This window comes from Thermomicrobium sp. CFH 73360, assembly GCF_023806465.1.
Classification (GTDB): Bacteria; Chloroflexota; Chloroflexia; order Thermomicrobiales; family Thermomicrobiaceae; genus Thermomicrobium.
Window position 1 is genome coordinate 131,416 of the sequence record NZ_JAMSLS010000002.1, and the last position, 12,336, is coordinate 143,751.

Consider the following 12,336-nt stretch of genomic DNA (forward strand, 5'->3'; position numbering starts at 1 on the left):
CGCCGCATCGCTACCAGATGACCTATTCGCCTGCTCGCTCACGTCGAATCTCCACCCCGACACGCTCTAAGACGGCACCGGCGATCGGGGGAGACAGTTTCCAGACGCGCACCAGGACGGCGCGGATCGCTGGATAGTCCAGGAGCACTCGCTCAGCAATCGCCTCGGCGACCGTCTCTAGGAGCTGACGCGCTTCCCCTTCGACGATCGCTTTCACGGTATGGTACAGCGCACCGTAGTTGACCGTCGTTCCGAGCACATCGCTCTGCCCAGCACGAGCCAGGTCGAGTTCGACCTCCAGATCGACAGCAAACCGCTGACCAAGACGGCGCTCTTCTGGATGCACGCCGTGGTATGCATAGAACTGCATGCCACAGAGCAAAATTCGATCACTCATTCACCGCTCCTCAGTCGACTCGTGCGTACTTGCACGCGGTTTTTGCTCCTCCGGCAACTCAAGAGATGACGTCTGTGACGCTGGAGCAGAGGACATTGCGGCGACCGCCGTACGCTTCGGGAGACCGATCCCGGAGAACGCCGTCCAGACCATTCCCAGCCCCAGGAGCCCAACAACAAGACTCCACCAGAAAGTCCAGCCGAATGGGATGGGCAGCATGCGGAAGAGCAACACGACCGTTGTCCCCACGAGCATTATCAGCCAGAGCGTTAACCGCCGCTCAGCGCGCAGCGCTGGGAATGGCAGCAGTTGGACAAGTGCGATACCGACAAGAACTTGACTCAAATAGAGCACCGCGATGTAGAACCCAAGCACGAAGAGCGCAGCAGGCAGGCCAACCACGGTGACAGCCAGAACGATCGCCAGGATCGGCACCCCAACCAGCAGGCCGACTCCCCAAAGCAGGCTTGCAAGCGGCGCAACGCGCAATGTCTCGGCCACACGCGCTGTCTGACGTGGCAAGGCAAGCACGAGGAGCGTTCCAACAACAAGCGCCCAGGCGAGCCGCAAAAGAACCGTCCCGATCCACTCCAACGCCCGACGCGCAAAGCTCTCACGCTCGCGCTGTTCAGCTCCGGGAGTCGGTGTGTACTCCTGCGGTCCAGCGATACGTGCACCCGGTGCGATACTGGCGGGCTGCGGCGCGCGATAGCGCAGTGCACCACGCACGTCTGCATGATCACGCAGCTCAACCCGATCAGCCTCGATGTCGATGTCCCCCTCGATCTGTCCGTTCACAATAAGTGTCCCCACCGTTCCCTTGACTGATCCACGCACCGTGCCATCGATCGTGACCGTACCCGCCCCGATGATCGCCACATCGTGCCCGATTGTCGCCGTCCGTCCGACGGTCACCGACCCCGCGCCAAGCACCGCGAGATCCCATCCCACGGGTGCCGTGACGTCGATCTCCCCACCGGCCACGCGCACGCTGCCAGCGACCGGTCCGGTGACGCGGATGGTTCCAGCTGCTGCCGTGACGTCACCGCCGACGCGCCCACTCACAATGACGGTGGAGCCGGCAGCGAAGACATCCCGGGTTACCTCACCACCAATCTCGATGGTATTCCCTGCAGCGTAGAGATCGTCGTTGAGTCGCTCGCTGGCTCCAATAACCACTGATGAACCAGCGAGCAACTCGGCCGCCACCACCCGCCCTGGGAGTACCGCGACGATCGTCACCAACACCAGAGCAATCCAAAATCCTACAGACTTTCGCATTGCAGACCTCCCGCTGGCTGGCCCGCCCTTGCCCGATGATACGCGAGCAACGCGACCAGAGCCGTGAGTGGCTCAACCGCCGAATCTCTTCGCTTGTTACCAATCCGTGAAGGTTCTCCCGACTGCAGCAATACCATGAACGCCCAGAGAGCAGGCGTTCATGCTTGGCGACACACAGTGTCCAGCCACGTTATGACAATGAGGGGGCTAACAACACACGAGGAGCAAAGCGGGAAGCACCCGGTGAGAAGCCGTGGGCCGGCAGTGGAGCACTGCCGGCCCACCTGTTCCCGAAATTCTGCGGCGTTAGACGTCACCTTCGCGTACGCCAAGCGCAGCCTGCGCTGCCGCGAGCCGCGCAATCGGTACGCGGTACGGCGATGCTGAGACGTAGTCGAGTCCTACCTCGTGGCAGAAGCGGATACTTGCCGGATCACCCCCGTGCTCACCGCAGATACCGAGCTTGATGTCCGGCCGAGTAGCTCGCCCACCATCCCGCGCGATTTCGATAAGCCGGCCCACACCAGCCCGATCTAGCGTCTGGAACGGATCGGCTGGATAGATGCCGTGCTCCAAGTAATACGGCAGGAACCGGCCAGCATCGTCGCGCGAGATACCGAACGTCATCTGCGTGAGGTCATTGGTGCCGAAACTAAAGAACTCCGCCTCGCGCGCAATCTCGCTGGCTGTCAGGGCTGCGCGTGGCACCTCGATCATCGTCCCGACTGAATACGGAATTTCTCTTCCGGCTGCCTCGAACATCTCCCGGGCGACACGATCGATGATCTCGCGCTGGAGCATGAGCTCGCGCACATCTGAGACCAATGGCACCATGATTTCCGGATGTACTTCGATACCTTCAGCAGCACACTGCAAGGCAGCACGAAAGATGGCGCGGGCCTGCATCTCGGTGATTTCTGGCGCCGTGATCCCCAGCCGGCAGCCCCGGTGACCGAGCATCGGGTTCGCCTCGGTGAGTGCCTGGACTTTGGCGCGAATCGTCTGGGGCGCCACTCCAAGTCGCTCCGCCATGGTCGCGATCTCTTCCTCCGTCTTGGGGAGGAACTCATGCAGCGGAGGATCAAGCGTCCGGATGGTGACCGGGAAACCAGCCATCGCCTTGAAAATACCGATAAAGTCCTCGCGCTGCATCGGCTCGAGCTTGGCCAAAGCTGCACGCCGCTCTTCGGGCGTCGCGGCCATGATCATCTCCCGCATCGCCCAAATGCGGTCGCCCTGGAAGAACATGTGCTCGGTACGACAAAGACCAATCCCTTCGGCCCCAAGCTCCCGTGCTTTGGCAGCGTCCTCCGGTGTATCCGCGTTCGCGCGCACACGCAGCCGGCGGAACTGGTCTGCCCAACTCAGGAGTTCGGCCAGATCGCCACCCACGCTCGGTGGGATCGTCGGGACCTCGCCGAGCAGTACCGCGCCCGTCGAGCCATCAATGGTGATCACGTTGCCCCGTCGGACGACAAGGTCACCAACACGAAACTCCTGACGCTCGTAGTCCACGATGAGTGCCGAACAGCCGACCACGGCCGGTTTTCCGATTCCTCGCGCGACGACTGCGGCATGACTCGTCATGCCGCCCCGTGCGGTCAGGATGCCACGCGCGGCCAACATACCGTGGAAATCGTCGGGTGAAGTCTCAAGGCGCACGAGAATGACCGCCTCACCGCGGTCACCAAGCAGCTTCGCCTCGTCCGCATCAAAGACGACCTTCCCACTCGCCGCACCTGGGCTGGCCGGCAGCCCCTTGGCAATCGGCTCGCCCTTCCAGGAGGGGTCGAGCATTGGGTGGAGGAGTTGATCGAGATGTTCCGGGGAGACACGCAAGACAGCTTCCTGCGGCTGGATCAATCCCTCATGCACCATGTCAACTGCGATCTTGACCGCAGCTCGTCCCGTTCGCTTGCCTGTCCGGGTTTGCAGCATCCAGAGCTTGCCGCGCTCGACCGTGAACTCAAGATCTTGCATGTCCCGATAGTGGCGCTCCAGCCGATCCGCGACTTCGAGCAACTGCTCATATGCCCCACGCAGGAGCGGATCTTTCCCCATCTCCTGGATTGGTTGCGGTGTACGGATACCGGCAACAACATCCTCGCCCTGCGCGTTTGTCAGGTACTCGCCAAAGATCCCCTTCTCACCAGTGCTCGGATTCCGCGTGAAAGCCACACCAGTCGCCGAGTCAGGCCCGAGGTTGCCAAAGACCATCGCCTGCACATTGGCTGCCGTGCCGAGATCGTGCGGAATCCCGTGGGCGTTTCGATAGTCAATCGCGCGCCGATTGTTCCACGACTCGAACACCGCCAGGATCGCCCGCCGAAGTTGATCAAACGGATCCTGCGGGAAGTCCTCACCAGTTGCGCGACGCACGATCCCTTTATAAATCTCGACCAAGTGCTTCAGTTGATCGGCTGGGATCTCATAGTCTTGGAGCACGCCGATGTCGCGCTTGAGCTCGTCCAGCGCATCTTCGAACCGCTCCGAAGGAATATCGAGGACAACCTTACCAAACATCTGGACAAGACGGCGATAACAGTCGTAGGCAAAACGCTCATTGGCAGTCATCGCCGCCAGACCACGCACTGTTTCATCGGTGAGTCCGACATTCAGAATGGTATCCATCATGCCTGGCATGGAGAACTTCGCCCCCGAGCGGACCGAAATGAGGAGCGGTTGAGCTGGATCACCGAAGCGGCGTCCCAACTGTTGCTCGATATCGTGCAGTCCGTCCAGCACTTCTTCCCAGAGCCCCTCCGGCATCCTCCGTCCGCTCTGTAGGTATGCGACGCAGGCACGCGTACTGACCGTGAAACCGGGTGGCACTGGGAGTCCAATTCGCGTCATTTCGGCGAGATTCGCCCCTTTGCCACCAAGCAGGTCACGCATCTGCGCACTGCCTTCGCGGAAGAGGTAGACCCAGCGCCGGCCGGTCGCGACGGATACCATGGCGCTCCCTCCCTCTCTCGATCTCGCCTACTTCCTGTCCTGTTCGACGAGTCGAACGTCTCGCTCTTTCCTGTTTAACCGTCCGTGACGAGCTTGGCAAGACTAGCCAAGAGGATCTTGTTCCCGTGGCGCTTGAACTGCACAGTTACTTCCTGGTCACCAGCCTGGTCCTTTACCGCGAGCACCACACCATCGCCGAAGATTGGATGGAAAACTCGCTGTCCTGGTACGAACCGTGTCTGTGCTCGAGGCGGGGTGGGCACCCGCACGCTGCGCTCCGTGCGAGTTTCCCCCGTCGTACCGCGACCTCGGTCAAGACTGCCTGTTCCACGCACTTCCTCGATGACTTCTGGCGGAAGCGCTTCCAGGAAGTGCGAGGGAAGATTCCGCTCGCGGAGGCCAAAACGGCTGCGCAACTGAGCGTAGCTCAGATACAGACGCTCCTTGGCACGTGTGATGCCTACGTAGAAGAGTCGTCGCTCCTCCTCCAGCTCTGCCTGACTTTCCAGCGAGCGCGCATGCGGGAGCATCCCCTCTTCTACCCCGATCAAGAAGACTACAGGAAATTCCAGCCCTTTCGCCGTGTGCAGTGTCATCAGGCTCACATGATCGCCAGCCTGCTGTTCGTCCACGCTCGTCACCAGTGCAGCCTCTTCCAGGAAGAGTTGCAACCCTTCCCGCGCCGGGAGTTCGTCGTACCGTTCGAGAACCGCGCGGAGCTGGACGAGGTTCTCCCACCGTTCGCGCTCGTTTGGATCGCTTGCCTCGCGGTACCGCTGTGCGAGTCCGCTCCGCTCCAATGCCAGGTCGTACACTGCACTCAACGGCCGGTCAACCAGAGCTCCTCGCAACCGCACCAACTCGCCCCACACCTCGCGCAAGCGTTTGCTGGTCTGAGCAGCAAGCTCCGGCGGCTCGCGATCGAGCTCTCCCACGAGCGCCAGTAAGGCATCGGCCGGAGAACGGCCGTGGCGCAGACCCCAGTGCTCCAGCTGCTGCAGTGTCTTCTCACCGATCTTTTGCCCGAGCGTCGTCTCGCTCAACACCCGCCGCAAGCTGATCCAGTCGTGGGGATTGACCAGCACCCGCAAGAGTGCCAGCGCGTCTTTCACTTCCTTCCGCTCATAGAAGCGGACACCCCCGACAACCTGATAGGGGATCTGCCGCCGCACGAGCGCCTCTTCAAGCGGACGGCTCTGGGCATTGATCCGGTAGAGCACGGCAATGTCCTGGTAGCGTGCCTCACCGCGCGTTACCAACCGCGCGATCTCGGTCGCGACAGTCTCTGCTTCGTGCTGCTCGTCCCAGCAGGCGAAGAGCCGAATCGGTGGTCCCGGAGGGTTCTCGGTCCACAACCGCCGCTCAATGCGGAGCCGATTCGCCCGGATGACCGCATCGGCTGCCGCAACAATCTGCGGCGTCGACCGGTAGTTGCGTCCCAAGCGGATGACCACGGCATCTGGGAAGTCCCGCTGGAACTCAAGAATGTTCCGGATATCGGCCTGCCGCCAGCTATAGATTGACTGGTCAGGATCGCCGACCGCACACAGATTCCGATGGCCCGCTGCCAGCGCTCGTACCAGCAAATACTGCAGGTGATTCGTGTCCTGGTATTCATCGACGAGGAGATACCGCCAGTGTTCCTGATATCGCGCCAGGACGTCAGGATGCTGGTCAAAGAGCTCCACAACGAGGAGCAGGAGATCATCGAAGTCGACTGCCTGGGCACGCTGGAGCAGCTGTGCATAGCGCTCGTAGACTCGAGCGGCAACCTCGTCCCAATAGCTCTGCGCCTGCTGCGCGAAAGCACTGGGGGGAAGAAGCAGATTCTTGGCACGGGAGATCGTGCTGAGCAAGCTCCGCGGCGCAAAGCGCTGCGGGTCGAGACCGAGTTCCTTTAAAGCCTGCTTGACGAGCGCCAGTTGATCATCTTCATCGTAAATCGTGAAGGCTGGGTCGAGCCCGAGCCGTCCCCCATGGCGTCGAAGAACTCGAACACAGGCACTATGGAAAGTACCAGCCCCCACGAGCTCGGCCGGACCAGTTCCGAGAAGCCCCTGCAAGCGCTCCTTGACCTCTCGCGCCGCCTTGTTTGTGAAGGTCACAGCAAGGATCTGCTCGGGACGTGCTCGGCCAGTGGCGATCAGATAGGCCACACGATGTGTCAGCACACGCGTTTTGCCGCTGCCGGGGCCGGCCACGACGAGCACCGGTCCCTCGGTCGTGGTAACCGCTGCCTGCTGCTCCGGATCAAGCCCGGCGAGGATCCGTTCCGCCTCAGAGCACGCGGTGGCAGCATCCTTGTGGTGCCGGAACGGCCCCTCGTCTTCGCCGCTGCGGTGCGCGTCCCGTTCAAGCGCTCCCCATCTGTTCGGCGGGGCCGTTCGCTCGGCCTCCCCACGCCCTTCAGGCATGAGCGGTACCTCCGGTCTGGACGGACACGTTCGGTCGCCGGTTGCTCCGGCTCGGACTTCGAGGATACTCGGTACGGGCCTCTGTTGCCGCCCGAATTTCGATTCCATCCACGGTCTGGCAACACGTGTGAATGGGAGAGCCACTACCGCCACCCTGGTTATAGTACGCGTTTCCCCAGAAGCGTTCGCGACCCGCGACTTGACAGGGCTCCGGAGACGCGCGTATTATCGTGACGGTCGCCGAGTTCATTCGTAAAGGGAAAGATCGAACAGATGGATAGAGTCGTAGCGACCTGCGATGAAGCCGTCGCCGATATTCCAAATGGCGCATTCATCATGATCGGTGGATTTGGGCCACCAGGTATCCCGGTGAACCTCGTTCAGGCGCTTCGTCGCCGCCGTTTGCGCGATCTTGTGCTGATCTACTGCGGCGGGGGCACAGAGGAGGATGGCATCGGCGGCTTGATCGCCGATGGTGCAGTACGCAAGCTGATCACCTCGTACCCTACCCATCCCGGCGCATCCGCTGTGCGAGAGCGTTATCTCCGCGAGGAGATCGAGCTTGAAGTCCTTCCCCAAGGGACATTCGTCGAGCGGATCCGTGCAGCCGGAGCCGGTCTCGGCGGGTTCTATACCCCGACCGGAGTTGGTACCGAACTTGCGGAAGGGAAGGAAGTACGGATCATCGACGGACGTGCGTATCTCTTCGAGTTGCCGCTCCGGGCTGACTACGCATTGATCAAGGCCTACCGGGCCGATCGCTGGGGCAACCTGACGTATCGCCGCACGATGCGCAATTTCAATCCGATCATGGCCACGGCAGCGAATATCGTGATCGCGGAAGTCGATGAACTGGTCCCTGTCGGTGGGCTTTCGCCCGAGGAGATCGAGACTCCATGCATTTTTGTCGATCGAGTAGTCGTGGTGCCACGTGAGGAAATCCGCCGCGTGGCACGAGAGTCACGGTGAGGTGGACAGCAATGCCCTTGACTCGTGAGGGAATCGCCTTTCGGATCGCGCGCGACCTCCCTGACGGGAGTTTCGTGAATCTCGGTGTCGGCATTCCCACACTTGTCGCCCGTTTCGTTCCACCCGATCGGACCATCCTTATTCACAGTGAGAACGGAATCCTGGGAGCCGGCCCCAAAGCAGCTCCGGGGGAAGAGGATCCGGATCTGGTGAACGCCAACGGCGACTACGTCACGCTCATGCCGGGTGCCAGCCTCTTCGACCATGCCCTCTCGTTCACGATGATCCGCGGTGGGCATCTGACACACGCTGTGCTCGGTGCGCTTCAAGTCTCGCGTCGTGGGGACCTGGCGAATTGGCGAATACCTGGGCCGCGCGTTCCTGGGGTCGGTGGGGCGATGGACATCGCCGTTGGTGCACAACAGGTCTGGGTGGCCACGACGCATACCACCGATCAGGGAGAGCCGAAGATCGTCGAGGAATGCACCTACCCACTTACGGCAGCGCGCTGTGTGCGGCGGATCTACACCGACCTTGCGGTGTTGCGGGTTGAGGGCGAGCACCTTGTCCTCGAAGAACTCGCTCCCGGCGTGACGGTCGAGGAGGTGCTCCAGCGAACTAGCACACGACTCACCGTGCCGGATGGAGTTCCGACCATGGAAGTCCCAGCCGAGTTCGCGGGCATCCCGCTGCTCGCCTCCTAATACGTGCGTGCGGAAAGTCGAGCCAGACTCGACGTGAAAGGGGAAGGGGAAAAGACAGAGATGAGTGCTTCGCCGATGATCATCCAGGAAATCGATCGCGCCCTTGATCGGATTAGAGCCGGCCTTGCGCCAGACGGTTTCGAGCTACGGGTTGAACGCGTATCCGAAGATGGCGTCGTGGAGCTCGTACTCCAGGCTCTCCCCGACGCGTGTCTTGACTGTCTCGTTCCCGATCAGCTGCTACACGCGATGCTGCAACAATGTATTGCGCCCGTCTATCCAGAGCTACGCGAGGTGCGGCTCGAGAAGCGGTTGCCAGAGGAGGGATAGCCATGCCGGTACTTGTCGACCCGACCGGTCAAACGACTCAGCTAGTGAAGAGCCGTGCGCCACGCACGAGACGCTCCTTGCGCGGCGCGCGAGTCTGCATGATCGACAACGGGAAGAAGAACGCGGACCTCTTGCTCCAGGCGATCGGTGCACTCTTGCGCGAGCGCTACGGAGTAGCTGAGGTGGTGATGCACCGGAAGCCGAGCATTTCCGTCCCGGTCGAACCGCAGGTGGTCGCGGACCTCAAGACCCAGTGCGACATCGCAATCGCTGCGGTCGGTGACTGAGGATCCTGTAGTGCGGCCAGTGTGGCCGATGCGATTCGCTTCGAAGAACAGGGTGTACCGGCTGCGGCCATCATCACCGACGCGTTTCGAACCACGGCAGATGCGATGGCACAGACGCAGGGGATGCCGGGTTACCCATACGCCGTGATCCCGCACCCCGTGAGTAGTCTGAGCCCAGAGGAAGTGCGACAGCGCGCTGAGCAGGTGCTGCCGGAGGTGTTGCGGCTGCTTGGTATTGAGGAAGGTGTCGAGGAGGCGGAAGATGAGCGTGCAGCCGACAGCTGAACCAACGCTGGAAGCCGTACGGCACGCTCGCGAGGCGATCGAGTACTGCTACGAGCGCAGCTGGACGGACGGCTTGCCTGTTGTTCCACCAGCTGAGGAGTTCGTGGAAGAGTTCTTGGCTGTCGTCGACCGCGATCCCGAGGAGGTAGTGATCGAGCAGGAACATCTTGGTCGCAAGTGCACGGTCCGTCTCGCTGCCGCCAACGCCGTGATGGCCGGTTGCAAGCCAGAATATTTCCCAGTTGTCCTCGCTGCGCTCGAAGCGCTGAATCGGCTGCCAGGTAGCCGCGGCCTCCTCCAGAGCACGACAGGACAGGCTGTCTTTGTTGTCGTCAACGGTCCCATCAGAAACCAGCTCGGCTTCAACACAAAGGACAATCTGTTCAGCCCTGGCGACCGCCCCAACGCGACGGTCGGGCGCGCCATTCGGCTGGTGATTATGAACGCGCTCGGCATCCGGCCACACGAGTTCGATCAAAGCACACACGGGCAACCGGGGAAGTTCAGCCTCTGCATCGCCGAGAACGAAGAAGAGAGTCCGTGGGATCCACTGCACGTCGAGCGCGGTTTCGCACGTGACGAGAGCACGGTCACGGTTGGCCTCGTGCGCGGTACGATGCAGGTCGAGCAACGCGACTCCAAAGAACCTGAGGTGATCCTGGAGACGATTGCCGACTCCATGTCCTACGCCGGAACCTACTTCCCGACACCACGCGGGCATGCTGGGATCGTCGTCATGGGGCCCGAGCACGCGCAGCTCATCGCCGCGGCAGGCTGGAGCAAAGCGCGGGCCCGCGAGTACCTGTGGGAGCATTTCGGTCGGCCAGCAGGCTTGCTCCGCCGTCTCGCTAAGGGGGCACTGCTCGATCCTTCACTACCAGACGATGCCTTTGTCCGCTTCGCGCACAGTCCGGAGACAATTCTCATTGTCGTCGCGGGAGCACGAAATGCGGGCATTTCAACAGTCTGCCCGACATTTATTGGGCAGCAAGTGACGGTACCGATCCGCATGAAGTCCACGTTCCACTGAACGCCCTTCGCTGTCACGCCAGGTAGAGCACCTGGAAGGAATCCGCATGACCAGCGAGTATTGGCTGGAAAGCATGCTTGCTGTTGTAACGAGGCCGGGGCAAGGTAAGAACGAGTGCGGAACGCGAATCGCACGCGGTCTCGCACGACATGGAGCTCCGGCCGACATCAACGATTTGGCCAAGGAACTCCTGCAAGCGAGACTCGATCAGCCCCGGAGTCGCGGTGACGACACCTGGCGGATACCCGGCGAACTCGCTGCTGCTCACGGCGTCCGATATGGCAGTAAGGCTCCTGTGGACGGGCTGTTTCCGGGTGATGAGCGACTCTCGCATGTGCACGGTCGTTGTCTGATCGGTGTCAATTGGAACGATCCATTCTCTCCGAACCGAGCAGCGCTCACAAACAGAATTCTCCCCGGACTTGATCATGTCATCAGCATCGGCTCGCTGGCGAGGTGGCGAACCGCTTCCCGCGGCCCGATGGACACGACCACGAAGAGCGGCCTCCTCAACCTGACACAGCACATGGTATCCGAGGGAGCTTCATTGAGCATGACCATAGGTATCCTGTTGCCAACCGGCATGTTCCGTCCGCGCATCTTTCGGGCCCAACTTGCCCTGTCTTGTCGTGAGAGCAGTTGTTCGGGGCTGCTCGACTCCGCGGAGAGGGGGAAACTGGTCGCGTCTCCCTGGCGCCGCCACGTGAATGCCGCTTCCGGTATCCCACTCGATCGGAGGGGCAGCAACTCAATGAGGAGCATCGTGGAGTCCACGGTCGGCAGCGGAAGGATGAAGGTTGAACTCCACAGGAGCGATTGTCGCAGTCGATCGGAGGCGAGAGAGAGGAGACGATGAATTCACAGCAGTTGTGCAACCTTCACGGTATGGTCGCGCTCGTGACTGGTGCGGGTGGTGGTTCCCGGGGCGGACTCGGGCCGGTCATTGCGCGTACGCTCGCTCGAGCTGGTGCGAGAGTCGCCGTCAACGATCGTACCGCGGAGTGGACACAGGCAACCGTCGAGGAACTCCGGCAACTTGGTCTCGACGTCGAAGGTTTTCCAGCTGACGTGGCTGATCCTGAGCAGGCCGATCGCTTGGTGCAGAGCGTGATCGCACGCTTCGGACAATTGGACATCCTCGTCAACAAGGCCGAAGCGCACGGCAGCGGTCACCGTTCTGATCAGGTGACGGACGACGAATGGGAACACGCGCTCGCAGTCAACGTGCACGCTCCGTTCTACCTGAGCCGCGCCGCGGTCCGGCACATGCGGACACGCCGGTTCGGCCGGATCATCAATGTCTCCAATATTTCGGCGATCCGGACAAGCGTGCTCAACGGGGTTGCCTACGTCGCAACCAAGGAGGCACTGTACGGCTTCACGAGGCATCTCGCAATCGAAGTTGCTCAGCACGGCATCACGGTCAATGCTCTTCTCCCTGGCTTCATTCTCACGCCAAAACTTGCCGGTGAATGGCCGGCAGAGCGAATTGAGAGGCTCGCAGCGACGGTGCCGGCCTTACGCGCCGGCACGCCGGACGAGGTAGCAGCACTTGTTGCCTTCCTCGCCAGCCGTGAGGCCGATTACATCACGGGAGCTGCCATCCCGATCGATGGAGCGGTTTCCGTCGTACCGGGCGGTCGCGCTGCTCCCGAGTCAGCATTCGTATGACAGGAGCTGATCG

10 protein-coding genes are annotated in these 12,336 nt (G+C 61.6%); 6 read left to right on the top strand and 4 right to left on the bottom strand.

Features of this window, described 5'->3' with window-relative positions; translation table 11 throughout:
- Positions 1 to 22 precede the first annotated feature (22 nt).
- From folB to NET03_RS03990, 4 genes are all read right to left on the bottom strand, one after another.
- On the bottom strand, positions 23 to 397 hold the full coding sequence (gene folB / locus NET03_RS03975) for a dihydroneopterin aldolase (RefSeq protein WP_252127602.1): 375 nt from the start codon (positions 395 to 397) through the stop codon (positions 23 to 25).
- Positions 398 to 1,678, bottom strand: a complete 1,281-nt coding sequence (locus NET03_RS03980; RefSeq protein ID WP_252127603.1) for a DUF8173 domain-containing protein — start codon at positions 1,676 to 1,678, stop codon at positions 398 to 400. It abuts the gene before it with no gap.
- 306 nt (positions 1,679 to 1,984) lie between these two features.
- Positions 1,985 to 4,633, bottom strand: coding sequence for a pyruvate, phosphate dikinase (ppdK, locus tag NET03_RS03985; protein ID WP_252127604.1), 2,649 nt, complete (start codon positions 4,631 to 4,633; stop codon positions 1,985 to 1,987).
- A 74-nt stretch (positions 4,634 to 4,707) separates the two neighbouring features.
- Positions 4,708 to 7,047, bottom strand: a complete 2,340-nt coding sequence (locus NET03_RS03990) for an ATP-dependent helicase (protein ID WP_252127605.1) — start codon at positions 7,045 to 7,047, stop codon at positions 4,708 to 4,710.
- A gap of 273 nt (positions 7,048 to 7,320) precedes the next feature.
- On the opposite strand from NET03_RS03990, the gene NET03_RS03995 reads away from it, so the two are divergent.
- The 6 genes from NET03_RS03995 (at position 7,321) to NET03_RS04025 (ending at position 12,323) form a co-directional block, all read left to right on the top strand.
- Positions 7,321 to 8,016 carry a CoA transferase subunit A gene (locus tag NET03_RS03995; protein WP_252127606.1) on the top strand — a complete coding sequence of 232 codons (696 nt, stop codon included), beginning with the start codon at positions 7,321 to 7,323 and terminating at the stop codon, positions 8,014 to 8,016.
- An 11-nt stretch (positions 8,017 to 8,027) separates the two neighbouring features.
- Entirely contained in the window at positions 8,028 to 8,720 is a 693-nt protein-coding gene (locus tag NET03_RS04000; protein WP_252127607.1) for a 3-oxoacid CoA-transferase subunit B, read from the top strand.
- 75 nt (positions 8,721 to 8,795) lie between these two features.
- Entirely contained in the window at positions 8,796 to 9,050 is a 255-nt protein-coding gene (locus NET03_RS04005; protein WP_252127608.1) for a hypothetical protein, read from the top strand.
- A gap of 2 nt (positions 9,051 to 9,052) precedes the next feature.
- Positions 9,053 to 9,622: a UGSC family (seleno)protein gene (locus NET03_RS13510; protein ID WP_286207139.1), complete on the top strand. Its 570-nt coding sequence runs from the start codon at positions 9,053 to 9,055 to the stop codon at positions 9,620 to 9,622.
- Positions 9,600 to 10,652 carry a hypothetical protein gene (locus tag NET03_RS04020; protein ID WP_252127611.1) on the top strand — a complete coding sequence of 351 codons (1,053 nt, stop codon included), beginning with the start codon at positions 9,600 to 9,602 and terminating at the stop codon, positions 10,650 to 10,652. The genes NET03_RS13510 and NET03_RS04020 overlap by 23 nt, the downstream gene beginning before the upstream one ends.
- Positions 10,653 to 11,504: 852 nt before the next feature.
- Complete coding sequence (locus NET03_RS04025) at positions 11,505 to 12,323, top strand: SDR family NAD(P)-dependent oxidoreductase (RefSeq protein ID WP_252127612.1); 819 nt, start codon at positions 11,505 to 11,507, stop codon at positions 12,321 to 12,323.
- The last annotated feature ends 13 nt before the right edge of the window (positions 12,324 to 12,336 follow it).